The sequence below is a fragment of the Planctomycetaceae bacterium genome (assembly GCA_041398825.1).
Lineage (GTDB): Bacteria > Planctomycetota > Planctomycetia > Planctomycetales > Planctomycetaceae > F1-80-MAGs062.
The window spans coordinates 102473-127394 of the sequence record JAWKTX010000011.1 but is presented as its reverse complement, the minus strand read 5'-3'; the positions used below and the strand labels follow the sequence as shown (position 1 = coordinate 127394).

At 54.6% G+C, this 24922-nt stretch carries 19 protein-coding genes; 12 read left to right on the top strand and 7 right to left on the bottom strand.

Annotated elements, in window-relative coordinates; genetic code table 11:
• Nucleotides 1–4 precede the first annotated feature (4 nt).
• The 4 genes from R3C20_19400 to R3C20_19385 form a co-directional block, all read right to left on the bottom strand.
• The gene (locus R3C20_19400; protein MEZ6042669.1) at nt 5–1000 is read right to left on the bottom strand and encodes an NAD(P)H-dependent glycerol-3-phosphate dehydrogenase; all 996 of its coding nucleotides are present in this window, start codon (nt 998–1000) and stop codon (nt 5–7) included.
• Between the two features lie 53 nt (nt 1001–1053).
• Nucleotides 1054–5268, bottom strand: coding sequence for a DUF3418 domain-containing protein (locus R3C20_19395; GenBank protein ID MEZ6042668.1), 4215 nt, complete (start codon nt 5266–5268; stop codon nt 1054–1056).
• Between the two features lie 18 nt (nt 5269–5286).
• Nucleotides 5287–6243, bottom strand: coding sequence for a universal stress protein (locus tag R3C20_19390; protein MEZ6042667.1), 957 nt, complete (start codon nt 6241–6243; stop codon nt 5287–5289).
• A 207-nt stretch (nt 6244–6450) separates the two neighbouring features.
• Nucleotides 6451–7137, bottom strand: coding sequence for a paraquat-inducible protein A (locus tag R3C20_19385; protein MEZ6042666.1), 687 nt, complete (start codon nt 7135–7137; stop codon nt 6451–6453).
• A 235-nt stretch (nt 7138–7372) separates the two neighbouring features.
• Here R3C20_19385 and R3C20_19380 point away from each other — a divergent pair, with 235 nt between their 5' ends.
• The 3 genes from R3C20_19380 (at nt 7373) to R3C20_19370 (ending at nt 10301) form a co-directional block, all read left to right on the top strand.
• Nucleotides 7373–8275 (top strand): hypothetical protein, encoded by a 903-nt coding sequence (locus tag R3C20_19380; protein ID MEZ6042665.1) that lies wholly within the window; start codon nt 7373–7375, stop codon nt 8273–8275.
• A 59-nt stretch (nt 8276–8334) separates the two neighbouring features.
• A complete protein-coding gene (locus tag R3C20_19375) occupies nt 8335–9312 on the top strand; it encodes a hypothetical protein (protein MEZ6042664.1) in 978 nt (325 codons plus the stop codon).
• A gap of 62 nt (nt 9313–9374) precedes the next feature.
• On the top strand, nt 9375–10301 hold the full coding sequence (locus R3C20_19370; GenBank protein MEZ6042663.1) for a DnaJ C-terminal domain-containing protein: 927 nt from the start codon (nt 9375–9377) through the stop codon (nt 10299–10301).
• Nucleotides 10302–10362: 61 nt separating this feature from the next.
• Here the strand turns inward: R3C20_19370 and R3C20_19365 are convergent, their stop codons facing one another.
• From R3C20_19365 to R3C20_19355, 3 genes are all read right to left on the bottom strand, one after another.
• Nucleotides 10363–11139, bottom strand: coding sequence for a class I SAM-dependent methyltransferase (locus R3C20_19365; protein MEZ6042662.1), 777 nt, complete (start codon nt 11137–11139; stop codon nt 10363–10365).
• Nucleotides 11140–11216: 77 nt separating this feature from the next.
• On the bottom strand, nt 11217–11630 hold the full coding sequence (locus tag R3C20_19360; GenBank protein MEZ6042661.1) for a hypothetical protein: 414 nt from the start codon (nt 11628–11630) through the stop codon (nt 11217–11219).
• Between the two features lie 478 nt (nt 11631–12108).
• Nucleotides 12109–12978 (bottom strand): sigma-70 family RNA polymerase sigma factor, encoded by an 870-nt coding sequence (locus R3C20_19355; protein MEZ6042660.1) that lies wholly within the window; start codon nt 12976–12978, stop codon nt 12109–12111.
• Nucleotides 12979–13111: 133 nt separating this feature from the next.
• Here R3C20_19355 and R3C20_19350 point away from each other — a divergent pair, with 133 nt between their 5' ends.
• The 9 genes from R3C20_19350 to R3C20_19310 all read left to right on the top strand — a co-directional run bounded on the left by R3C20_19350 (nt 13112) and on the right by R3C20_19310 (nt 24739).
• Nucleotides 13112–15499, top strand: a complete 2388-nt coding sequence (locus R3C20_19350; protein ID MEZ6042659.1) for a hypothetical protein — start codon at nt 13112–13114, stop codon at nt 15497–15499.
• Nucleotides 15492–16421: an ABC transporter ATP-binding protein gene (locus R3C20_19345; GenBank protein MEZ6042658.1), complete on the top strand. Its 930-nt coding sequence runs from the start codon at nt 15492–15494 to the stop codon at nt 16419–16421. The genes R3C20_19350 and R3C20_19345 overlap by 8 nt, the downstream gene beginning before the upstream one ends.
• A gap of 1 nt (nt 16422) precedes the next feature.
• Nucleotides 16423–17499 carry an anthranilate phosphoribosyltransferase gene (trpD, locus tag R3C20_19340; GenBank protein MEZ6042657.1) on the top strand — a complete coding sequence of 359 codons (1077 nt, stop codon included), beginning with the start codon at nt 16423–16425 and terminating at the stop codon, nt 17497–17499.
• Nucleotides 17496–18395: a UbiA family prenyltransferase gene (locus R3C20_19335; GenBank protein ID MEZ6042656.1), complete on the top strand. Its 900-nt coding sequence runs from the start codon at nt 17496–17498 to the stop codon at nt 18393–18395. Before trpD ends, R3C20_19335 begins: the two co-directional genes overlap by 4 nt.
• Nucleotides 18396–18706: 311 nt before the next feature.
• Nucleotides 18707–20941 carry an NADP-dependent isocitrate dehydrogenase gene (locus R3C20_19330; protein MEZ6042655.1) on the top strand — a complete coding sequence of 745 codons (2235 nt, stop codon included), beginning with the start codon at nt 18707–18709 and terminating at the stop codon, nt 20939–20941.
• Between the two features lie 47 nt (nt 20942–20988).
• On the top strand, nt 20989–21552 hold the full coding sequence (locus R3C20_19325; GenBank protein MEZ6042654.1) for a YqgE/AlgH family protein: 564 nt from the start codon (nt 20989–20991) through the stop codon (nt 21550–21552).
• Nucleotides 21553–21591: 39 nt separating this feature from the next.
• On the top strand, nt 21592–22350 hold the full coding sequence (locus R3C20_19320) for a sigma-70 family RNA polymerase sigma factor (GenBank protein MEZ6042653.1): 759 nt from the start codon (nt 21592–21594) through the stop codon (nt 22348–22350).
• A gap of 83 nt (nt 22351–22433) precedes the next feature.
• Nucleotides 22434–24140, top strand: coding sequence for a protein kinase (locus tag R3C20_19315; GenBank protein ID MEZ6042652.1), 1707 nt, complete (start codon nt 22434–22436; stop codon nt 24138–24140).
• A gap of 23 nt (nt 24141–24163) precedes the next feature.
• A complete protein-coding gene (locus R3C20_19310; protein MEZ6042651.1) occupies nt 24164–24739 on the top strand; it encodes a putative molybdenum carrier protein in 576 nt (191 codons plus the stop codon).
• Nucleotides 24740–24922 lie beyond the last annotated feature (183 nt).

The following is a 24922-nucleotide window of genomic DNA, read 5'->3' as shown; positions in this document are numbered from 1 at the left end:
TGGATCATTCGGTTCTTAGGGGGCGTCGCATCAGTTCCTCTGTCGCCTCCGAAGGGGCTTTGCCCTGAAAGAGGACAGCATAGACTTCTCGCGCAATTGGCATATCGATTTTCCTTTGGACAGCCAGATCGACGATACTGCGTGTTGTGGCCACACCTTCTGCGACCGCATGCATAGACGCTTCGATCTCAGTCAGGCTCTGACCTTGGCCGAGCAGTTCGCCGACCCGTCGATTTCGGCTATGTTGACTACAACAGGTGGCTGTGAGGTCGCCAATTCCGGCGAGCCCGAAAAACGTCTCGGCCTGCGCACCCATTCGCATTCCAAAACGAACCATTTCTGCCAGTCCTCTGGTCAAAAGCGCGGAACGTGCATTGTCTCCGTAACAAAGACCGTCGCTGATTCCAGCGGCAATGGCCATTACGTTCTTCAGGGCACCAGCCAGTTCAACACCCAGCAAATCGTTGTTGGCATACACTCGCAACGCGTCATCCGAAAACAGAATCTGTACTTTTTCGGCAGATGCCAGATCATCGCAGGCTGCAACCACACTGGCTGGTTTACCGCGAGCCACTTCTTCCGCGTGACACGGACCACCAAATGCAACGACGGGGCGTTCGCCGAGCAACTCCTGAACGATTTGACTGGGCCGAATCAACGTTTCATTTTCGATGCCTTTGATGGCGCTCACGATCAGACTGGACTCAGGAATGCAGGACACCAGCGACTGCAGCGCCGAACGCAGACCCTTTGTAGGGATGCAAACCACAATGTAATCGGCCGCCTGAAGTGCCTCTTCGGCATTGGATGTTACATTCACTGACGATGGAAGACGAACACCGGGAAGCAGTCGACTGTTTTCTCGTGTTTCCTGAATATGTCGTGCAAACGTCGCGTTACGTGCCCAAAGCTGCACGTTATGGCTTCCGCCACGTGCGAGGATGCAGGCACAGGCGGTTCCCATCGACCCCGCGCCAAGAATCGCAATTTTCTCGCTCATGGATCCACTCGTTCTTCTGTTTCAAAACAAACTCGGCTGCCCATTCCGAAGGGTCAAATCGAATCCATCACACGTTCCCACTGTTCGTCCAGTTTGCGTGTGGAGACCTGGATGGCTGTTCCAAGTTTCTGAGCGAACAGCGACACGCGATATTCTTCCAGCATCCATCGATAGTGATTGAGCATTGCACTCGTTCGATTCGTTTGCTGAAGCTGTGCCTTCAGATTTGTGTACCGTTCTGACCAGGGGGAGAATTCGCGTTGAAGGCTTTGCTCGGTGCGAAGGCCACCTGAATTCAGTCGCTGGATTCTCTGGCGAATCGTTGTCAGATATCGCGGGAACTGGATGAGCCACGGCCATGGGGTTTCTCCGAGTGTGTTCTGGTGAAACAGTTCCGACAGTTGTGACTTCATGTCATTCAGCAAATCGGTCCACCCGGGACCACTTGTTCGGTCCAGGAGCAGTCTGGTTTCATGCAGTTGTGTAAACAGAACAGGGAAGAACTGGGCGAATTCCTGCGCGACGATTCCCAGGCGGTTTCGGCCCAGTTGAACGCACTGGTTGAATGACGTTTGCGTCCGAGGCAATTGTTTGTCTGACAGGAACGCTCGATCCACCAGCAGCAGCATCAGTTGATGATTGATGTCGAAATCGCGTATTGACGCGGCCATCATACGAACGTGGCCGATCTTTGGCAGGTTATCGATCTGAGATTTAATCCGTTTCCTTTCCGTCAGCATAATCAGCCTTCGCAGGCCCGATCGATGGACGATGTTCGATTCTTCCGGTGCCTGACAGAGCGTTAAAGCGACGGATGTGATGTCGTCGCGAATGGCGGGGAAAGCATGCAGTTTCATGCCGGCGCGAGCAATGTCGATTGTTGTCGGAACGTCAGCGAATTCCCAGGCGGTAAATCCGGTTCGGTGCCATTGTTTCTCTTCAGGCGACGGTCCGGAGTTACTGACTGCTTCTTTGTGTTTGGCGACAAACGTGTCACGAAGTGATGACAGCTCACAACCTTCGGCAAGTATTTTCCCCTGGTCATTAACGACGCGGATATGGAACTTCAGGTGATCCGGCAGATTTGTCGTATCGAATGATTTGGGTTCGATGCGTTCTCCGGAAATCTGGCTGAGCTGTCCGGCGGTTGCCGCCAGTAAGTCCCCTTTGCCAAAGTCAAGATTGGCGACGACCAGTTTTGCTGTATCAGGAGCAGGAACGAAGTGACGCCGCTGGGATTTTGGTAACGATCGAATCAATGCGAGTACTTTTTGCTCCAGCAACCCGGGTACCAGCCAGCTCAAACGAGATTCCATGAGTTGCCCCAGCCCTTCGGCCGGTACGGTGACCGTCACACCGTCCGCATCTTTTCCGGGATCGAGCTGATAGGTCAAAGGCAATTCCATCACGCCGAATCGTGCCGTTTCAGGAAAACGCTCCGCATGATCATGATGCTCGTCAGCATGGATGAACTGATGAACGTCAAATCTCAGCAGAGACTGATCCCGAGTGGCTGCGCGGCGATACCAGCGTTTCAGTGTGTCCCGGTCTGCCACGTCTTCCGGTATCCGCTCGCTGTAAACGGCGAACAGCATTTCATCCGTTGGCAACAAATCGTGACGACGGGTTCGATGCTGCAACTCTTGAATCTGATTCAGAATGTCTTTGTTGTGTTTGAGGAATGGAAAATCGTGCCCCCATCCTTTTCGTTGATTCCCACCGGGATTCGACGAACGGCCGGGAGTCAGGCGAGATCGACTGCCAGTTGTGAGGGCCTCTTCTTCTTCGGCCCATTCGGATTCTCTTTCGTCTTCTGTGTCTCCAAAGAGGAGCCCGAATTCGACAAGTCCATGCTGGATGAACAGTTCTCTGGCTTTGGCTGCATCAATTCTGGCCAGCGGTACTTTGCGACGTGGAACGATCGGCATGCCCCAGAGCGTGACTTTTTCAAAAATCATCACATTGCCGGCGTTTGCGTCCCAGTGCGGCTGAGAGTACTCGCGACTGACAAGGTGTGCCGCCAGCGGTTCAATCCATTCGGGCTGGATTCTGGCAACGGTTCGAGCGAAGCGTTTGCTGGTTTCGACCAGTTCGGCCGCGACGATCCATTTCGCACCCTTTGGCGCCAGGGCGGACCCCGGCCAGAGTACGAGTTTGTTGCCGCCCGCTCCGCTGTAGTCGCCTTCCACTGTTTGCCATGCAATATTCGCCAGCAGTCCGGTCATCAGTGAGCGATGAATCGAGGGCATGTCGTTGCGTCGATCCTTCAGGGGATGAAGTCGTGCAGCTTTGGCAATGTCCTTGTCATCGCTTTCGGAGAGGAGATCTTTCAGCTGACGATGCACATCAACCCATTCGCGCATTCGCAGCCACGACAGAAAGTTTTGTTGACACCATTTTCTAAGCTGGCTGTTGGAAAGGCTCTTTTTTCTTTCGTGCCAGGTATCCCACAGATTCAGCAGCGTCATGAAGTCTGAGTCTCGATGCCTGAACTGCGAGTGCGCTTCGTCGGCCTGCTGTTGTTTGTCGATTGGTCGTTCGCGGGGGTCCTGAATTTCCAGTGCGGCAGCGATGGCAAGAACTTCGGGAAAGGCCTGTTCGTCGATGGAAGCAAGAATAATTCGGCTGATACGGGGATCCACCGGCAGACGCGACATGCGGCGTCCGGTGTCGGTCAGTTGACCGGACGAATCGATTGCGCCGAGTTCTTCAAGTGTTTTATATCCCTCGCGAACGGTCGATGTGCGTGGCGGATCGAGAAACGGAAACTCTTCGATCGCACCGAGACGCAGAGAAATGGTCCGCAGAATGACGGACGCGAGGTTGGTTCGCTGGATCTCGGGTGTCGTGAATGGGTCACGGGCGGCAAAATCCTGTTCGCTGTAAAGACGAATACAGACCCCGGGCCCGATACGTCCGCAACGCCCGGAACGCTGATTCGCTGAAGCCTGAGAAACAGGTTCTACCGGCAGACGCTGTATCCGCGATCGTGCCGAATAGCGGCTCATACGCGCCGTTCCGGTATCGATGACGTATCGAATGCCCGGTACGGTCAGCGAGGATTCTGCGACGTTGGTGGCCAGTACAATGCGCCGGTGCTGGAAGGGCTGAAAAACCTTATCCTGTTCTGCACTGGAAAGACGGCCAAACAAAGGGACGATTTGTGTCAATTGATGGCCGGAATCCCCCGGGTATCGGCGGCCGCTGAGCTTCTTGTCAACTTCGCGGATGTCACGTTCTGTTGGCAGGAAAACCAGAATGTGACCACTGTCAATTGAGGCCAGCTCATCCACCGCGTCAACGACGCCATCGATCCAGTCCCGGTCTTCACTCTCCCGTCGATTGGGCCCTGAGCGGCCCGTTGCGGGAGTTGCTTTTGGAGGGCCTGTCCGAACGCGAACGCGGGAGGCAGGATCAGCGTTGTCATAATCGCCGAGTTCCTCGCGATACGCTTCGGCCAGCGACATACCGTCGACTTCCAGTGGTCTGTACCGCAACTCAACGGGATACGTCCGCCCGGACACCATCAGCACCGGGGCAGGATTGCCGTCCGTCTCAAAATGCGAAGCAAAGCGCTCGGCATCAATAGTGGCTGAGGTGATAACCAGTCGCAGGTCGCGGCGCCGTGGAAGCAGTCGTTTCAGGTAACCCAGAAGGAAATCGATATTCAATGACCGTTCGTGGGCTTCGTCGACGATAATCGTGTCGTACTGATCGAGAAAACGATCCGTTTGTGTTTCGGCCAGCATGATGCCGTCGGTCATCAGTCGGATAAGAGTACGAGGCCCGGATTGATCCCCGAATCGGATTCGGTATCCCACCTGCTGACCCAGCGTGCAGTTTAATTCCTGAGAGAGCCGAGCGGCAATTGATCGTGCTGCAATGCGGCGAGGCTGCGTATGACCGATCACTCCGCCAATACCGCGTCCCAGTGCCAATGCGATCTTGGGAAGTTGCGTGGACTTGCCTGACCCCGTTTCGCCGCATACCACCACAACCTGATGTTGCCGGATGGCTTCCGAGATTTCTTCGCGACGTTCGACGACGGGAAGCTGTTCGTCCCACGTGATTGCCGGCAAGGCCCGAGCACGTTCCTCACGCAGCGTTATGGATTTCGACAACTGTGCCTGTAGTTTGCTGAGCAGTCGGTCAAATGGCTTCCCGGACTTTCGATTCGCCTCCACCGCGCGCAGCAGTTTTCGGAGCGAGAATACATCAGAATGCATCGCGGTTTGAATGGCGGCATTCAGTTCCTGGAAGTCTGTCATGTTCACCGGGGCAATTCGTCAGAACTGCAGAGGGCATTTAAAGTCATCAGGCTTGATGACAATCAACGAGCAGGAAACCTCAGAAAGAAGCGTCTCGGCGGTATTTCCAAGGACCATCCCCGAAACACCTCCACGAGCCTGGGATGCCATGACAACAACATTGATGTTCAGGTTCTGGATTGCGTTGAGAATTCCAACGTCAGCCGGACCGCTTGCCACCTTGACCTGAACACCGTTTTCAAGAGTTCGGAAGTCTGTTTGCGCAAGCTGATCATGAACTCGGTGCGTCGCTTCCTCAATTGACCGGGCACGCATCTCTTCCAGCTGCTCAACTGATACGCCGGTGCGTCGCATGTAACGTTCCACTGTCCCTTCCGCGACGTGCAGAACGCTTAGACGTGACGGAATGCACTTCGCCAATCCGACTGACAGACCAAGAATGTCTCCGCCAATTTCGGTTAAATCCGTTGTCGCCAGGATATCGAGTCGATCGTCGTCATCCGGCACTGCTTTCACCAGCCAAACCGGGCCGCACGCATACCGCAGCAACTTGAGTCCCGTGCTGCCAAACAACGCTCGGCTCACCGCTCCGACGGGCCTGCTGCCACAAATAATCATGGTGTCGTCTGCGTTCCCCGCCACGCGAAGCAGTTCCATCCATGGCTTGCCGACGCCCACAACGCATTCAACGACAATATTTGATTCGGTCGCATACTGTGCAGCCAGATCCTGCAAAACGCTGTTGGCCTCTGTCAATGCGACTTCATGATCTCGTCGTGCCTGCTCCGCACTTCCAAACCAGCCCGCGTTTGGTTCCGGTAGAACAGTGACCAGGCTGACCGGCAGCTTGGCGGAAGCAGCGAGCTGGAAAGCCTGTCGCACGGCCAGACGTGAAGGTGCTTCCAGGTTGGCCGCATCCCATGGATGCGACGGTGGCATCTCGATTCCGACAACGATTTTCTTGACCAGATACATTGACTTCGAGTCTCTCGGCTTTGATGGAGTGTGGAAATCCAGCGGACCAGGGAGGAGTCCGGAACCGCAAGTGGACCGTATCAATTGGGCTGTATGATGACTCTCATTGAACTTCCGGCAAGTCATTCCAGAGGTATTTCGTCGTTCCGCATTCGGTCAGATCACCAGGGTTAGCTGTCCGTTGAAGAACCGGGACAGGCTGTTAGGTTAGACCGCCGCATCGCTGTCTTCCCAGATCGCATGTGGATCGAAGGTAATCGACGCGACCATGCTCATCGCGACACATGCGACAAATGCGATGACTGCTGGCCCGAACTGAAAGTGCACGAGGTTGCCGAGTTTGACCAGCATGACCAGAAATGCCAGCAGCATCACGTCCATCATACTCCATTTTCCGAGGTGTTCCATGACCTGGAGTGTTATCGCTTTGTGCCTGCGATGGAGGAATTCGAGCAGACTCAGTTCGAGCAGAAGGACAATCTTCGTGAATGGGAAAATGATTGAAAACAGCAGAACCACGCCTCCTACCAGCCAGCTGCCGTGTTTCAGAAGATCGACGATTCCGCCCAGTATACTCGACTGTTGACGAATCCCCAGTTTCTCGATTTCCAGGATTGGGCAGAGTATGGCTGGCCAGAACAGGATGAAAGCGCCCAGGGCCGCAGCGGCGGTTCGGCTGGCAGATTCGCGACGCAGTCCGGGCATGGCGATCCTCGCTCCGCAGCGCGTGCAGGACGCTCGCTCGCTGGCCCGTAATTCAGGTAGTTCATGAATCAGCCCGCAGCAGTGGCAGCCACGAAGACTTCCCATAGTTGGATTCTTCCGTTGAACGTTTTCGAAGGCTCGAACAAGTTCTCGAGTACCGTAACACTGATGGATGGCAGAGACAGACATGATCGTAGTCTGGTGGCCCACTATTCCTGGGCCTGAAGGACTTCTGTACTCCGGATACCCTTCATATTGGCGCGGTTAGGAATGATCACGATCCGTCACTGAAATTTCCACACGCAGATCTTACCATTCGGCATCGGAGATTGGCCAGCAGACCAATCAGACTGTCAAAAGATCCAGCTCTGGAATTTCGGGGCGACGTCTGCGAAGAAACCAGCAACAATCGGGAGACTTTGAAATGCGGGCGATGATTCTGATCATGTTTTGGACCACACTTCCGATTGGTATCGTCCCGAACGTCGTCGGTGATGAGAGTGCGCTCGCAGCCCGCATGAAGGAATTGGGAGGTGTCGTCGTTGAAAAGAACGGATGGGTGACCGAACTTAGTTTTCGTGACAGCAGCGCTCTGCACGACGAAGAGTGGAAACAGATTGGCCAGTTGTCGCACCTGAAGAAACTGACGACGTACGGCAAAGCCCACGGTTTGAACGATCAGACTGTCGGATACCTATTGGATCTCGAGCAGCTGGAGTCCCTTTCAACAGACGGCGCACAATTGTCCGATGCGGGACTGGCACAACTGGCAGGAATGAAGAAGTTAAGATCTGCGGCATTCTTTCATTTATCCTTCCGGATGGAAGGGTTCACGGGAGAAGGATTTCGCGCCTGGAAAGAACTGAAATCGCTCGAACGACTCACGGTGGCCGGGATGTCGATGGGAGACGACGGCTTTGCTGCAATCTCGGAAATCACCTCGCTGCAGGAACTCTCGACCTGGCACACTTACCAGACCGAAGCGGGTAATGCGCACATTGTGAGACTGCCTCATCTGCGATACCTGAAGCTGGGGCAGCGATTGCCTCGTAGAAAGGGGCTGCCACCAAGTCTTAGCGATGCGACAATCCGCACACTCACGCAGATGCCTGCCGTTGAGAAACTTCAGATTGGAGAGGCGCGATTGACGTTTGACGCTCTCGTGCAATTAAAGTCCCTCAAAACACTGAAGGAGCTGACGATCTATTCGACCGATATTCCGGTCATTCAGATAGATGCCCTGCGGAAAGAAATGTCGGGGGTGAAGATCAGGCACGAACCCATCACGCCCGAACAAAAATCGAGGCTGGATTCGTATCTGCAGTAGGCCGGTCCGGTAGATTTGCTGGAATCTTATTCACTCTGAAATGAACTCAGGGGCCCTGAATGTCGACACAGTTTTTTCTGTCCGCAAGAGTCTGCGATCAGTACCAGCGGAGATCTTCCGCGGAGAACTTTGTGGTCTCCAGCGCATTCTGCGACGACGCAGGCGATTTGCGGGATTGGCGAACAATCACTGCAGGTGACCTGCTTCGATGCAAATCGAAGGACGCGGTCGTGGCGGTGATCGGAGGCTCTGGCCCGGACCACTCAGCGGAACTGGCGGCGACCAAACCCGTCGGGAACTGTATCTTTGCGGACAGAGATCCTATTCCGTCCGATCTTGTCCAAACGCTTGGGCCCAGGATGGCGATGCTCAGTCGATTACCTGATGAATCTTGGCAGGTGCGGCTGCAGTTTGAAATCGTCGAACGTGTCAGCGAGCAAACCACGTTACTCTCACTCGTCGTGGAACAGGCTGATCAATTTACCATTCAGGAACGATCGCCGGGCGAGACGGTTGATGCGATGAAACTGCCGCCAGCCGGACCAGGTCGAGCGCAACTGTCGCTGCGACAGATGCGGGCAGTGATTGCCAGTTGCCTTGGTGAAACTGGCGATTCATTTCAACGTAAGTGTGCTGAGGCTGGTCTGCTGCTTCTTTGGAATTTTACGGATGAAAGCCATAGCGTCTCTCAGTCGATGGAAGGCCAGGGATCTCCGAGAACGGCAGACTATTGGCACGGTATCATGCATCGTCGCGAACCAGACGCTGGCAATGCGGCGTACTGGTTTCGCAGAGTCGGTCGGCATCCCGCGTTCGACAGGCTGAAACAGAAACTGCCGGACTGGATGGCGTGGCACAAGGCGAAGAAGGATGAGATCCGCATGATGAACCAGGTCATCGGGAATGGAGAATGGGATGCAAATGCAATGATTAGGCTCTCGCAGATGGCACTGTCGGATCCCGGAGGTACGGCTGATCTGACGTTGCGGCGTATTCAGTACTTCGAAATGATAAATTTGCTCTGCGCTGTGAAGTAGTTTCCGGCGTACTACACTACCGTTTGGTCAATGGTCATTCCTGAGTCTTTAGAAACTGCCCCATGTCAAAACGCGATTACTACGAAGTTCTGGGAGTGCCCCGATCGGCTTCGCAGGATGAGATTCGCAAAGCCTACAAGAAGCTGGCCAAAAAACATCATCCGGATGCGAACCGTGACGATGCCGGCGCGCAACAGAAATTCTCAGAGATCACCGAGGCCCACGAAGTTCTTGGTGACCCCGAGAAACGTGCCAAATACGATCAATTCGGACACGGATTCAGCGGGGGTGGTCCGGGGGGCAATCCATTTCAGGGCTTCGGCGGCGGAGGTGGCGCGTCATTCGATTTTGAAGACCTGCTGGGGGGAATGTTCGGAGGCGGCGGGAGACGTGGTGGCAATCCATTCGGCGGTGGAGCTCGCCGAGGACCGCAACCACAAAAAGGTCAGGATGCTCGAACTGAAATTACGGTCCCCTTCACTCTGGCCGTTGAAGGTGGAGAGTACGACCTGTCCATTCAGATCGGGGGAAAATCAGAGCGTCTCACAGTGAAGATTCCTGCTGGTATTGCAGACGGAAAGTCAATCCGGCTCGCTGGCCAGGGAAATCCGGGTATACACGGCGGCCCTCAAGGCGACCTGCTGGTTTCGGTGAAATCAACGCCCCATCCGTGGTTCCGCCGCGAAGGTCAGACTTTGCTGGTGGATGTTCCCGTGACTCCGGCTGAGGCGGCGTTGGGTGCGAAAGTGGATGTGCCCACATTAACGGAAGGGACGGTGATCATGACCATTCCTCCCGGAACATCGAGCGGTGCCAGGCTGAGGCTGAGAGGCAAGGGGGTGCCCGATCCCAGAACCGGCGAGCGAGGTGATCAGCTGGCGGTTGTCAAGATCGTCGTTCCCAAAGAACTGTCACCCGAGCTGAAAGAACTGTATCAGTCGCTCGAAAAACTTTCCTCAGCGCCGCGTGATGGCTTGTGGGGGAAATGATCGGCGATGGTTCGCTGTCACCTGCTGCTGTACCGGCCTTCGAACATAAGCCAGAACGATTTCATCGCTTTGCGAGAACCAAAACCGTATCTCCCAGTTCGTCATTCAGCTTGAGCGGCTCGGAAATGTCGTAGCAGAAGTCGAAGACGGCCAGCAGATTCAGTTCCGGAACTTTTCGAAGCAGGGATCGCATCTGGTCGGCTCGGTAAATCCGTAATTGATGGTCGGTCCGCAGTTGCAGGACGCGTTTGGGGGTTGTGACCTTCAGTGAAAATCGCACCGTTTCCAGACGCGTCTTTCGGTTGAAATCCAGAACCCGCAGTGTCGTCGTTACCCGAGTGTTTCCGCGGGTAATGGTCCAGCGTTCAGAATCGTATTCTTCGGCATCGGGAGGCAGCAGGTGGAGTCCCAGAAGCAACAAACCTCCGGAGCGGAGGGACTTCGCCGAAGACCTGAGAAACGCCAGTGCCGAAGATTCGCTTGTCAGATGGCGGAATGAATTTACCAGGCAATGAATGAGATCAACGGGCGTTTCCATCACAAAATTTGTCATGTCGCCGACTGAGATGCTGGCGACAAGGTGCCTTCGTGCAACTCGCTGTTTGGTGAATCGAACCGCGTTTTCGTTCAGATCAAAGGCAGAAACCTCGTATCCGCGTTTAGCAAGCTCAACAACCTGACGCCCACCACCACAACCTGCTTCAAGAATTCGATGCAACGGAAAGGGCAGAAACTGTGCACCAGCAGATTCAATGAAGTCCGCTTCGAAAACCGTTTCATCCGAAAAGGCAAAATCCCAGTAGCGGGGATGGTCGTAGCATTCCTCGGAGCGGGACATTTGGACTGTTTCGGGGCAGCAGAGTAGCAGCGTTTGCTTGATGTAGACTTCAGGAAAGCGCGATCCCGGTCGTTCGGTCAGAACTTGTCGTCGTCTGCAAAATCACCATCGAAATCATCTTCGAAATCGTCTTCGAAGTCTTCGTCGCCAAATAATTGCTCTCCATCGTCTTCGGGAGCATCACTGAATTCCTCGTCGTCTTCGTCCGCGTCTGCTGATGCCGGCATATCGAGAGGGGGACCAGGATCAGCCGCAACCGCAGCAGCTGCCCCCGCGCCTGCCAGGCCTGCACTTGGGTAAAACCGCCAGATGAAGAGTGGCAATAATACCAGAATCAATGCAAAGAGTGCTGCTGCGCCCCAGAAGAGCCACATCAGTCCGGCAAAGACCCCGTTACCGTGGTTCACTGCTGACATGCCGAGGACATACAGAAGCGCGGCGGACAGCAACGCGATCATACCGAACAGAGACAGGACGTTGTTCTTTGTCATCGGAGAGCTCAGTTTAAGACAGCCATCACGAAGAGCTGGTTAATTCAGCACGAAAATTCGAAATCTGGTGCCAGTGAAGTCTGGTTGTGGAAAGTCCGGGTCCAGGTTCTGTCTGGCCTGCCATCAAAGAACGCGATGTTGGGGCTTATGGTCCGGAAACAGGCGTCAAGTGAAGCAATCAGGGGCACAACCCGTGGATTCCCATTCAGGGGCACTGGCTGTTTATCGACATCCTAAGGCCAAATGAACAGCTGAGGCAACGGTCAGCGACAGACTTTAGGGTATTTGAGGGCGAGTGAGGGTTTTACGGGATATGTTAATTCTGCTGATTCTGACAGCCCATTGGCGGAGCATCCCTGACAGACAGGGATTGAATGCGTCGTAAACCTGTGACAGTGGTCCCGTTTTTCAACAGGCTGGTAAGGTTAAGGTCACGTCTTCCGATGGTTCGCCGGCGGCTGCGCTGCTGGTGGGTTGGTCAGGGCATGAAGCCGGGAATGGCGGTCAGGACGGTTTTCAGCCGCGAGATTGCCCGAATGTAGCGATCGCTGGCAGCTTGTTCGGAAATCCCCAGGATCTGTGCGGCTTCGCGATTGGTGAGCTGTTCAAAATGCCGCATCGCAAGAACTTCACGGTCGATATCATTCATCGACTCAAGTGCAGTTCTGAGTGTAACGGCAAGTTCTTCGCGTACTGCCACCTGACTTGGGGAGGTGAGATGTCCCAGAAGGTGATGCGAAAGCGAAAACGAAGTTGAAGAGGCAGACCATCCGCCATTGATAGAGAATTCCATGGCGGCGTTGCGTTTCTGGGTCCCCAGATGCCGTCGATGAATGTCGACAAGTGTTTGGGCGGTGATCAGTCGAAACCAGACAAAGATTGATCGCGAAGCGTCCAGCAGGAAGTGATCAATTCTCTGCACCGCCGATAGCCATGACTCCTGCAGGACATCGTCTGCGTCCACGCGACCATGGAGTCGAGGATCCATGCGAAAATTCACCATCCGCCAAAGTCGGTCCCGGTAAAGTGAAAAAACCTCGGCGAGTGCGTCCTGGTCACCATCCACCACGCGAGCGATCAGGTCGGGATGCACTTCATCGTTCACGAGCCCGGCCTTTTGGGAATGGTTTTTGACGGAAATCAGGGTGACGAAACCCCGAGTGAGAGACGGAATCAACGTTGCTTGAGCCCGATAATAGCCAGCGGGCTGGTATGAATCCAGTAGGGGCGTAGCTGGAGTCGGAGTTTGCAAAAACCTGCCCCAATCGGCCATTTGGGTTCGCAGAGCGCAAGCATCGGGCGTACCAAATCCCGTGTAAAACGTGCGTTCCGATTTTTGTGCTTCCATTTTGGCAATTCTGCACGATCCTCCGGGCGGTTGGTTGTGATGTCCGCAACGGGTGGATGAAATCTGAACGTCTGAGTGTGTTTCTTCTGGTCGATGAGTTCCTTTGAGCATTAAGAATACTGGTTCCAGCCTGATGCGTTTCAGAATGCAGCATTCCCGAATTCACGCATTGGCCGCGGTTTTGTGTCTTGCGTTCAGTGTTCTGCCGTTCCCGTGTGGGGCGTCCTGCTGTGCCAGTGGAGCCGAGCCTTCGATCGATTTGATTGAACTGGGATTCGGCGGACTTGGCCGAGTTGGTCATCGCATTCCCGTTCGACTTCATGCAGAAGGTTTGCCGGATGGAGAAGAACTCAGGGCTGTCGTGACGGTTCCGGATCCCCGGGGAAACCTGTGCGCACAGGAGATCGCCAAAGGACAGGCAGAAGGAGGCAGGATTGAGCTGCTGGGTTCTGTTGCGATCGGGCGACTTGAAGGGCAGCTGCAAATTGAGATCGAAAACGAAGCGGGAGAGAGCCTCTGCGAAACCACGGCTCGCATCGTAGAACGTCGCTCAGTAGCTGAATTCAACAGGACTGAGAATTCCGACTTTGGCAGTGCCGAAGCAAACCAGATCATGCTTGTCCGGCAATCCACGACTTGTGTGCTGACCATCGGAGAACTGGCAGGCATCGAAGAGATGGAGCAGTTGATCGGTGATGATCAGGGCGAAGGCCTGCGACTTCAGTGGTGTGTGCTGAAAGACGCCTCTCAGTTTCCCATATCGCTGGAAGCACTGGAGTCTGTCGATCATATCGTGCTGGAAGGGTCGACCAGGCTCAGCGATCGTCAAACCAGCGTTTTAAAGGGGTGGGTGAAGACGGGAGGGCATTTGATTCTGACGGCTGGCTCCACCGTAGGGGAAATGCTTGAGACTGAGCTGGGAAAGTGGATTCAGCCAGTTTTTTCAATTGAGCCGCAGACCGTCACGATCCGCGATCTCTCTGCACTTCAGAATTTTGTTCCAGGGGCTGTTTCTCTCTCCACGCAGCGGCGAACGGTATCGATGGCGCGCGCGACTTCGGACCAGTTGCGTTCGATCGTCCTTTCACTCGACGGTCCTTTGGTGTCGCGGGCAGGAATCGGTGCTGGACGGGTGACCTTTGTGGCGGTGGAATTGAATCAGCGTCCCCTGAGCAACTGGGATTCACTTCCACGCCTTTACGAACTTCTGGTCTTCAACCGCGTGCTTGACAACGTGTCTGTTGTAAAATCAAGCAGTCGCAGGATCTCCTCGTCGGGAGTGAGTGATCTTGGGACGCAACTTGCTGCGACCTGGGATGCTGTGCCGCCGGAACAACGCTGGTCATCGTGGCAGATCATGGCGTTGATGTTTGTCTATATGCTGATCATCGGTCCGCTCGACTACTTCATCGTGACGCGACTATTAAAGCGGGCACATCTGACCTGGCTGACGTTTCCGGTGATGGTCGCGACTGGTTGTGGCCTGATCTACGCTCAAACAGGTCGTGACACGGCTTCCCAGACCTCTCGACAGATTCACGTTGTGGATGTGTCGCAGGAACATGATCGTCAGCAAACCATTCATGTTCGCAGTTGGGTCAGTTTGTCGTCCCATGTTACCCAGCGAGCCGACGTGGCTGCTGTTCAGAACAGGGATCAATCGTGGACCACCAATACCGCGGCGGTGGATATCAACTGGCAGGGTCGGGCCGAGGATGTCTACGGCGGGATGTATCGAGCGGGCGGAGCCGGTCTCGGCAGGCAGACATACCGCGTCCTGTCGGAATTGTATGCATCCAGCGACGAAAGGACTGACCTTCTGACGGAACGTCGAATTGTTGGGTTACCGATGCTGGCAGGTGGTTCACAGGCCGTTGCTGCTGAGTGGTTTGTGGAAACGGACGGCAGCGGGCTGTTCAACTCGAAGTTGACAGCATCGGGTACGGGTTTGCTCGATGGTGAAGTAACTCTGAACCTTCCCGTCGCCATCAGTGACTGGTTGATCTTCTATGGCAATCGCGTTTATCAGCCCGGTTTCGATGCTTTGGACGAGCAGCGGGTTATTCAGCCGAATAGTGTCTGGCGAAGAGAACCATGGGTTCGTGCGTCGGATCTGAAAACGTTTCTGAATGGTGTGCGAATTATTGCCTCAAGGAAGCCCGGCAGTACTCAGTCGGAGGCGAGGCAGGTTACAACCCCGTACAATCCCGCAAGCCGAAACCCACTGGAAATTCTGACAATGATTTCACTGTTCGATATCGCCGGGGGCGAAGCATATTGTGGAGTGTCCAATCATTCTCTTCAGCACATGGAAGTCAGCGAGAATATCAGGATAAATACCGCACTGTTGATTGGTCGAATTGATGCTCCCCCGACGTCGTTTCTCGTCGATGGTGAGGCCGTCACATCGTCAGAGTCCGGCAGCATTGTTCGACTGCTGATGCCCGTCAAACGTCGGGCTGCTGAAGAGCAGGCAGCCACAACGCTAGAAGAAGCTCTTCTGGAAAAATCAAATGATTGAAACACGCAATTTAACGAAGCGCTACGGCAACCTTATTGCGGCGAACGACATTAATCTCAAGCTGGATGAAGGCGACGTTTTTGGATTCATCGGTCCAAACGGGTCCGGTAAAACCACGACTATGCGCATGATTGCGACGCTGTTGAATCCGGATCACGGCGAAGCTTATGTGTGTGGCAAGAGTATCTATACCGAGCAGGAAGACATCCGAAGACTCGTCGGGTTCATGCCGGACTTTTTTGGTGTTTACGATGACATGACCGTCATCGAGTATCTTGAATTCTTTGCCGCGGCTTATCGCATCAACGGACCTGATCGGCGACGAGTGTGCGAAGAGAAGCTTGAACTGGTTGATATGAGCTTTAAACGCGATGCGATGGTTAATGAACTATCCCGCGGACAGACTCAACGTATTGGACTCGCGCGGACGCTGATCCATGACCCTCAGGTGCTGCTGCTGGATGAACCTGCCAGTGGTTTGGACCCGCGTGCCCGAATTGAAATCAGAAATCTTCTGAAACGCCTGGGGGAAATGAAAAAGACGGTCATCGTCAGCAGCCACATTCTACCGGAACTTGCGGACGTGTGTACGCGTGTCGGGATGATCGAAAAGGGGCATATGATCGTTGACAGTGATGTGGCTGAAGTCATGAGAAAAGCACGCCAGCGCATTCTGTTAAATATCGGAGTCAGAGATCGGGCGGATGATGCGGCGAAACTGCTCGAGCAGTGCGACAGCGTTGAAAAGGTCGGTATGGCAAAGAATCAAATGATCGAAGTCACTCTCAAACCAGACATCGAAGACTACAGTGATTTGCCGTCTGCGCTGGTAGAAGGAGGGTTTCGCGTGAATCTATTCCGGGAAGAAGAAGTCAATCTTGAGACCGCATTCCTTCAGCTGACCAAAGGCCTGGTTCAGTAAAATGCATGAATGTCTGGAAGCTCCGCTTCAGCGATTGCTGCGTCGGGAGAACCTGAGCACCGTCGAAGTACAATCGTGCGTGGGTGCGATTATGGACGGTGCCTGCGAAGCGGTGGACATTGCGGCGTTTCTGACTGCGATGGCGGCCAAGGGCCCGGTGCCGGATGAAATTGTCGGCGCGGCACGGGCGATGCGGGAAAGAGCGGCACACATTCGCACTGCGAGAAGTCCTCTGCTGGATACCTGCGGGACAGGGGGGGACCGACTGCATACCTTCAATATCAGCACGGCCACAGCAATTGTGGCTGCGGCGTGCGACATTAATGTCGCCAAGCATGGTAATCGGAGCGTGTCCAGTTCGAGCGGATCTGCCGACGTACTTGAGTTTCTGGGGGTTCGGATTGATCAGTCTGCAGATGCAGCCGGTCGGTGCCTGGACAAAATCGGCATAGCCTTCTGCTTTGCCCCGGTTGTACATGGGGCCATGAAGCACGCGGCACCGGTCAGGCGTCAACTTGGATTTCCCACCATTTTCAACCTGCTCGGGCCTTTGACAAACCCGGCCGGTGCTGAACACCAGCTGCTGGGGGCCAGCAGTAACGACCGCGGCAGGCTGCTGTCATCTGCCGCTGCCAAACTGGGGACAACAAGGACTCTGGTTGTGTGTGGAAACGACCAGTTAGACGAGGTTTGCCTGTGGGGGCCGACGGCCGTTTTTGATGTGCAGAATGAGGAAGTCAGCGAATACGAAGTTTCGGCGGCAGACTTTGACCTGCCGGAATGTTCTGTGGAAGACCTTGTTGTTTCTTCTGCCTCGGAAAGTGCGGAAGTGATTCAGGCCGTACTCTCCGGACGGCACATTCCGGATTCGAGTGCCGGAACGCTGACGGGAGACCGATTTGGAGCCGCCAGTGCCATCGTCATTGCGAATACCTCAGCCGCTCTTGTGGCCGCAGGTGGCTTTGATGATTTCCGTCGTGCCGCGGTGTTTGCGAAAGAAATGCTGGTGACCGGAACAGCAGTCCGCAAATTGCAGGAACTTGTGGAGGTGAGTCAGAGTCAGGGGCTTTCGTCATGATGCCCTGGCTGCGTTTGATGCGGCTTCCGACAGTCTTCACTGCCCTTGCCAATGTGATCTGTGGTTATTTGCTGACTCATCCTTTGCGAATCGAACAGATTGCCGGGGACTCACGCTTCTGGCTCTTGTTGTGTTCCGGAGCTGGTTTGTATCTGGGCGGAATGGTGTTGAATGATGTCTGCGACGCGGAACTCGATCGGACGGAGCGTCCTGAACGGCCGATCCCGTCGGGGCAGGTCAAACTGTCACACGCCCTTTTGCTGGCGGTCGCATTGATCGGTGGTGGAGTGGCTGCAGCATCGATTGTTGGGTCTGTGAGTTCGATGGTCGCCATTTGCCTTGCGGCTGCCGTTTTTGCGTATGACGCTGCCTTGAAGAAAACGGTGTTCGGCCCCATCGGAATGGCCACATGCCGGTTCCTGAATATCCTGCTCGGTGCGAGCGCGGTGGAACGGTTTGATCTGTTAGTTTCAATGCCTCAGCTGGGTGTTGCAACGGCCTTGTTTGTGTATATCGTTGGTGTAACCTGGTTCGCACGATATGAAGCCCAGGTGAGTGCAACTCGGCATTTGATGGTTGGGCTGCTGATCGTAATTCTTGGAATTGCCGGGGACGCAGTGGTGATTCTCGCGTCAACCTTTCCACGGCGCCCAGCGACAGGTGCATTGATCGCCCTGGTCCTGATCGCTGTGAACCTGACGATTCGGTGTGTGACGGCAGTCCGATCGGGACAGCCGCGGCTCGTCCAGAAATCCGTGGGCGTCCTGTTGCTGAACATTATTTTTCTTGACGCCACCGTTGTCTTTGCCGCAACCGGCGACGCCAGGTTGGCATCACTGATCGTTGCCCTGGTCATTCCAGCGACCCTGATGAAACGATTCATACCGCTGAGTTAGTTGCGGATATGCGGCAGACACGGTTTTATCGCCGCGAATGCGTACTGATCCGATTTGCAGCCGGTATTCAATTCCATCAGAATTCGTTATCTTTACTCAGGGTGTGTTTCGTCCGGAGAGGATCTCCGGGTCGCGATGCCCGCCGGTGTTTCTGACCGCACCAGTGTTTCTGACCGCGCCAGTGGTCGCTGCGGCATGGGTCGGCTCGGCGCATCTCTGAATCTGGTGTTGCTGCCACGATTTCTGCTGCATCATTCAAACCGACGTATCTACTTCTTCGACTTTTCCTGCAATTTCGAAATCTGTTGTTTATGCCACAATCATCCAGCAATTCGTCTTTGTCAATTGTCTACACACTGACGGACGAAGCTCCAGCGCTTGCGACAAGGTCTCTGCTCCCTGTTATTCGAAGGTTCACGCGAACATCCGGTGTCGAATACCGTCAGGAAGACATTTCACTTGCTGGCCGCATTATTGCAGCATTTCCGGAGAGACTGGCTGAAGACCAGAAGCAACATGACGCACTGGCTCTGCTTGGGCAGCTGGCGAAGACTCCTGAAGCCAACATTATCAAGCTGCCGAATATCAGCGCGTCGATCCCGCAGTTGACGACCGCGATCAAAGAACTGCAGGCGAAGGGATTCGACGTTCCTGATTTTCCGGAAGAGGCGGAAACGGATGCGGACAAGGAAATCAGGTCCCGATATGCCAAAGTGCTTGGCAGCGCTGTCAATCCTGTCCTGCGGGAAGGAAATTCGGATCGTCGCGTCGCGGCTCCGGTGAAAGCTTATGCAAAGAAGCATCCGCATTCGATGGGCGCATGGTCGCGGGATTCGAAGTCCCACGTTGCGTCGATGTCATCGGGGGATTTTTACGGCAGCGAACAGTCGCATATCATGAGTGACTCTGGTTCTGTCAGAATCGAGCTTGTCGGAGACGATGGCTCAGTCACCGTTCTCAAAGATGGGCTGGTGCTTCAGGCGGGCGAAGTGATCGATGCCTCGTGTCTGAGCCGTCAGGCCCTGCGTGAATATATCGCCGCCGAGATCGCCGATGCGCGGGAGAACGATGTCCTGCTGTCCCTGCATCTGAAGGCCACGATGATGAAGGTGTCCGATCCAATCATCTTCGGGCACGTTGTCGAAGTGTTCTTTGCTGATGTCTTCGAAAAATTCGCGGACGACCTGACGGAAGCAGGTGTCGAGCCCAACAATGGGGTCGGCAACATTTTGTCTCGAATTCAGCAGTTGCCAGCGGATCGGCAGCAGGCAATTCTGCAGGAGATTGACGCTGTCTATGCCCGTCAGCCGCGTCTCGCTATGGTGAATTCAGACAAAGGGATTACCAATCTGCACGTTCCCAGTGATGTGATCATCGACGCCTCGATGCCCGCAGCGATTCGTTCTTCCGGGAAGATGTGGGGACCCGATGGAAAGCTGCAGGATACCAAGGCGCTGATCCCTGACCGGTGCTATTCCGGCGTTTATCAGGCCACGATCGACTTCTGCAAAGAACACGGTGCCTTCGACGTGACAACCATGGGCAACGTTGCCAATGTTGGACTGATGGCTCAGAAGGCAGAAGAATATGGCTCGCATGATAAAACCTTCGAAATTCCGAAGGCGGGTACCGTGCGCGTCGTCGATGCCAGCGGTGGAGTCCTTATGCAGCACGCTGTCGCTGCGGGCGATATCTGGCGTGCGTGCCAGACCAAAGATGCACCAATTCGGGACTGGGTACGGCTGGCAGTCAGCCGTGCTCGAGCCACCGGAGCCATGGCAATTTTCTGGCTTGATTCCAACAGAGCGCATGATGCGAATTTGATCAGGCTGGTGACAAAATACCTGACGGAACACGATACGACGGGATTGCAGATTGAGATCCTTTCGCCGGTGGAAGCGACGAAGCTGACCTGTCAGCGTTGCCGGGAAGGCAAGGACACGATTTCTGTGACCGGCAACGTGCTTCGGGACTATCTGACCGACCTGTTTCCAATTCTGGAGCTCGGCACCAGCGCCAAAATGTTGTCGATTGTGCCTTTGCTCGCCGGGGGAGGATTGTTTGAGACCGGTGCGGGCGGCTCTGCTCCGAAACATGTTCAGCAATTTGTCGAGGAAGGGCATCTGCGATGGGATTCACTGGGAGAGTTCCTCGCGATAGCGGTGTCACTTGAAGATTTGGCGCAGCGAACCGGGAACCAGAAACTGGCAGTTCTGGCAAAAGCAATGGATGCCGCAAATGGAAAGTACCTTGATGAAAACAAGTCCCCTGGTCGAGCACCGGGGGAACTGGATAATCGGGGCAGTCACTTCTATCTGGCGTTGTACTGGGCTCAGGCTCTGGCCTCCCAGGACATCGACCTCGAACTGCGAAATGAATTCACCAGCGTAGCATCCCGACTGGCCGACAACGAGCAGACCATTCTCGCCGAGATTGCGGCTGCATCGGGTTCCCCCATTGATATTGGCGGGTACTATCTGCCCGATGAGTCAAAAGTGACCGCCGCAATGCGCCCCAGCGCAACGTTCAACTCAATCCTTGCCTGACGTTTGTTTATACTGGTGTCTTTCTCAAGCTCTGAGTGTTCGCTGATATGATGTCGCTCCAGGGACATTTTCTGATCGCTGCAAATCATATGCGTGATCCGAACTTTTATCGGACCGTTGTTCTGATGCTGGAGCACAACAGCGAGGGGGCGATGGGGCTGGTCCTGAATCGTCCATCAGCGGTTTCTGTCGAAACAGCACTTTCGGAACATATTTCCACCGGGCGATGTGAGACACCTGTTTTTGTTGGCGGGCCCGTCGAAACCTCGTCGTTATTCATCATGCATAACTGCCTTACGCTGGGGCAGCATGATCAGGAAATCGTTCCGGGGGTTTTTCTTGCCGGCAGCCACGAGTCGTTTGAGTCCGTTGTTGTCGATGGATTGAAGCCAGAGAAGGAAGTTCGATTCCGGGTTTACTGTGGTTACGCTGGCTGGGGGGCCGGGCAACTGGAATCGGAAATTGATCGTGGCGACTGGTTATCGATTCCTGGCGATGGCTCTGTTGTTCTTGAAGAAGATCCTTACGGAGTGTGGGAGGTTTGCATGCGACGGTTGCAGCGAGCCAGTCGTCTGTTGCCGCATAATGTCAGGAACCCTGAGTGGAATTGAATTGGCGGTCGAATCGAGTCACCCGGAGCACTGAGAACGATGGCTGGTCGCCAAAGCCCCTCTGAGTTCATTCATTCGGTTCCCGGACGTTTCCATACGACCTGCTGGAGCATTGTGCTGGCTGCCGGCCGTGGAGAGTCTCCCGGGACTTCTGCCCGCGCCCTCGAAACACTTTGTCAAACTTACTGGTTACCGGTGTATCGATACTTCTGCCGCCGGGTCGCGAACACCCACGATGCGCAGGATCTGGCCCAGTCATTCTTTGCTGAGTTGCTTTCGCGTCAGGCGATTCAGACGGCAGATCCGGGGCGGGGACGGTTTCGGACATTTCTACTGACGGCCTGTCAGCGGTTCCTGTCCAACTACTACCGAAATTTGCACCGAATCAAACGGGGGGGCCAGGTTGCCACATTGTCGCTGAATTTCGAATCTGCAGAGAACGAGCTTCAGATTGAAGCCGTAGACGAGGAAACAGCGGAGCGAATTTTTGAACACGAGTGGGCTCTGGCTTTGTTGCAGGCAGTGCTTGACCTGCTTCGTGATGAGTATTGTGCTAAGGGTAAGCTGGATCTGTTTGAAATGCTGAAGTTAACTGTGACAGACGTGCAGTGCTGCCGGTATGCGGAAATCGCTGAACAGCTGGGTATGCAGGAAAACGCTGTCAAAGTCGCCGCACATCGGCTAAAGCTGCGTTTCCGTGAGTTGCTTCGTTCGGAAATTGCTCAGACCGTGCAGCGTGCGGAAGAAGTCGAGGATGAAATTCGACGTCTGTTCAGCGCGGTTTCCATGAATTCCTGATTTCGTTTGTAACCTCAGCGGAAAACCGGTGAACAGCAGCATCAGAATCTGTTCTGATACTTTTGAAATCGGACCTTTAAGCGATGTCAAATTCCAGTACTTGCCCCCAATGCGGTGCTTCCATTTCGGCGGATAAGACGGATGGACTTTGTCCGAGATGTCTTCTGGCTGCTGCATTTGAGGATCATGTCTCCCCGGAATTACGCAACGCACCGTCCAGTATGATCAGCAACTCTGCGATTGCCCCGACATTTCAGCCCCGGGGGAGTTTCTCGGCTCCCGAGTCGTCGGCCATTGCCAGCTTGTTTCCGCAGCTGGAAATAGTCGAAGTCATCGGGCGTGGGGGGATGGGGGCGGTTTATAAGGTGCGCCAGATCAAGCTGGATCGACTGGCCGCTCTGAAGATCATTCGGCCCGATTCTGCCTCGGATCCGGCGTTTGCAGAGCGATTCAATCGGGAAGCGAGAACGCTTGCGAAGCTCAATAACAAACACATCGTGGGAGTTTATGATTTTGGCGAGGTACAGTTCGAAGACCCGGAGACGGCAGAATCGCAGCCTCTTTACTACTTCCTGATGGAATATGTGGAAGGTGTCAATCTCAGGCAGGTCATTGAGTCCGGCCGTACATCGCCAGAGCATGCGATGTTGATTGTTCCTCAGATCTGTGAAGCGTTGCAGTATGCTCATTCGCGTGGAATCGTTCACCGCGATATCAAGCCGGAGAATATTCTTCTGGATGCAGCCGGGCATGTGAAAATTGCAGATTTTGGATTGGCCAAACTGAGTGGAGACAACGCGGACTTCACGCTGACGGGCACACATCAGATTCTGGGGACTGTTCGATACATGGCCCCGGAGCAGATGACGAAATCCGGAAACGTGGATCACCGTGCAGATATCTACTCGCTGGGGGTCGTGCTGTATGAAATGCTGACCGGCGAGGTTCCGGCAGGTGCATTCGAAATGCCTTCCCGGCGGGTTGGGAGTGATGTCCGTCTGGACTCCGTCATCATGCGCGCCCTGGCAAGTGATCCTGGGCGTCGCTATCAGTCCGCTGGAGAAGTGGCATCGCATATCAGCACGATTTCTTCCGGAAAGTTTTCTTCTTCAACTGATGATGTCCGGGGGTTGCCCGGAGTCTCCACGATCATCGACAACGGCGTGGCCGCCATGGCTGCAGGGATTCGTGACTTCGTGGCTGGAGATGATCGCCGGCCTGATGATTCGGGGAATGCTGTGCCGGACGATTCGGAGGGTCACTCGGGGGATTCCTGCGTGAATATTCCGCTGGAGATGGCTGAAAGCAACGATCTGCCGGATGTTTGCATCGTGTGCGGAGTTCCAACCAGGCGTCGACAGTACAAAGAGTTTCAGCACACGTCTGATCTGGCAGGGGGGCTGATCGTGCTGGGACTGATTTTGTTTTTTCCGATTGGGATCGTGCTTGCGATCCTGATGACCCGGAAAGTACGAATCTCCTGTCCGTTGTGTCAGAAACATCGCCGGCATTGGTCAGACATGACGCTGTTTGCAAGCCTGGGATGGATATTGATACCAATGGGGCTTCTGGCAGGGCTGTATTTTGGTGGCTATCTGACTCAGCGTGCGACTGGTAACCCGTGGATTTTGATTCCCTGTATTTTATTGGGTGTCCTGGTTTACGTGTTGAAACTGGTTGCTTATGGTGTTTCGCGGGTCGCCGTGGGCGAAATTAACAGCGAAACAGTGCGGCTAAAACGAGTCTCCACGGCTTTCGCACGTGCGATTGAGCAAAGGAAGAACCGTTGACGTCAGCGGAGAACGTGAGGCAGATGTCGGGCCGCGAAAGTGGACCATTCATGGTGGTTTCGGGAGGACAAACCGGAGTTGACCGCGCGGCCCTGGATGCGGCACTTGAGTTGAACATACCCATCGGAGGATGGTGTCCAAGGGGACGGCGATCCGAAGATGGAATGATTCCGGGCACTTATCCGTTGAAAGAGACGCATGCCCGGTCCTACGCGATTCGGACCGACTGGAATGCTCGTGATTCCGACGCGACGCTGATCATTGTGCTCAATGAGATCAGCAGCGGTACGAGGTTGACGATTTCCGCGGCTCAGGCGTACGCCCGGCCCGTTCAGATCGTACATCTTGACCCTGATCCCTCTCCGGGATTGCTGACTGATGAGAATCCACGCAGTGAACAATTGGCCTCAGTTGTCGAGTGGATCCACCTTCATAGAATTCGCATCCTGAACGTGGCAGGTCCTCGTGGCAGTTCGGATGATCGAGTCTATCCCGAAGCATTTCGTTTCATGGTCGATCTGCTGAAGAAGTTGATCGCGAAACCCAAAAGGCCGCGAAAAGTTTCAAAGTCTGTCGCAAAGAAAAAGTCCGACCACTGATTTTACACATGTTTTCAGTCGGGGATTCGTCCGTCTAAGGTCTTACTCGACGAACATTCAGGAATGGCCTGTTGACGGCACTAGAATCAAGGTTGACTTACAGCGTTTGAAGAACCCGATGCCTGAACGACGCATCAGTGAGGTGGTTCTTCAGTGATTCTGGCAGAAAACAGTCATCGTCCA

Bases quoted from the DNA above. Each gene is read 5' to 3' on its own strand.
- R3C20_19330 (MEZ6042655.1), top strand. From the start codon at position 18,707: ATGCCACAATCATCCAGCAATTCGTCTTTGTCAATTGTCTACACACTG.
- trpD (MEZ6042657.1), top strand. From the start codon at position 16,423: ATGCATGAATGTCTGGAAGCTCCGCTTCAGCGATTGCTGCGTCGGGAG.
- R3C20_19365 (MEZ6042662.1), bottom strand. From the start codon at position 11,139: ATGTCCCGCTCCGAGGAATGCTACGACCATCCCCGCTACTGGGATTTT.
- R3C20_19350 (MEZ6042659.1), top strand. From the start codon at position 13,112: ATGCGTTTCAGAATGCAGCATTCCCGAATTCACGCATTGGCCGCGGTT.
- R3C20_19375 (MEZ6042664.1), top strand. From the start codon at position 8,335: ATGTCGACACAGTTTTTTCTGTCCGCAAGAGTCTGCGATCAGTACCAG.
- R3C20_19400 (MEZ6042669.1), bottom strand. From the start codon at position 1,000: ATGAGCGAGAAAATTGCGATTCTTGGCGCGGGGTCGATGGGAACCGCC.
- R3C20_19360 (MEZ6042661.1), bottom strand. From the start codon at position 11,630: ATGACAAAGAACAACGTCCTGTCTCTGTTCGGTATGATCGCGTTGCTG.
- R3C20_19380 (MEZ6042665.1), top strand. From the start codon at position 7,373: ATGCGGGCGATGATTCTGATCATGTTTTGGACCACACTTCCGATTGGT.
- R3C20_19325 (MEZ6042654.1), top strand. From the start codon at position 20,989: ATGATGTCGCTCCAGGGACATTTTCTGATCGCTGCAAATCATATGCGT.
- R3C20_19370 (MEZ6042663.1), top strand. From the start codon at position 9,375: ATGTCAAAACGCGATTACTACGAAGTTCTGGGAGTGCCCCGATCGGCT.
- R3C20_19320 (MEZ6042653.1), top strand. From the start codon at position 21,592: ATGGCTGGTCGCCAAAGCCCCTCTGAGTTCATTCATTCGGTTCCCGGA.
- R3C20_19335 (MEZ6042656.1), top strand. From the start codon at position 17,496: ATGATGCCCTGGCTGCGTTTGATGCGGCTTCCGACAGTCTTCACTGCC.
- R3C20_19355 (MEZ6042660.1), bottom strand. From the start codon at position 12,978: ATGGAAGCACAAAAATCGGAACGCACGTTTTACACGGGATTTGGTACG.
- R3C20_19315 (MEZ6042652.1), top strand. From the start codon at position 22,434: ATGTCAAATTCCAGTACTTGCCCCCAATGCGGTGCTTCCATTTCGGCG.
- R3C20_19310 (MEZ6042651.1), top strand. From the start codon at position 24,164: ATGTCGGGCCGCGAAAGTGGACCATTCATGGTGGTTTCGGGAGGACAA.
- R3C20_19395 (MEZ6042668.1), bottom strand. From the start codon at position 5,268: ATGACAGACTTCCAGGAACTGAATGCCGCCATTCAAACCGCGATGCAT.
- R3C20_19390 (MEZ6042667.1), bottom strand. From the start codon at position 6,243: ATGTATCTGGTCAAGAAAATCGTTGTCGGAATCGAGATGCCACCGTCG.
- R3C20_19385 (MEZ6042666.1), bottom strand. From the start codon at position 7,137: ATGTCTGTCTCTGCCATCCATCAGTGTTACGGTACTCGAGAACTTGTT.
- R3C20_19345 (MEZ6042658.1), top strand. From the start codon at position 15,492: ATGATTGAAACACGCAATTTAACGAAGCGCTACGGCAACCTTATTGCG.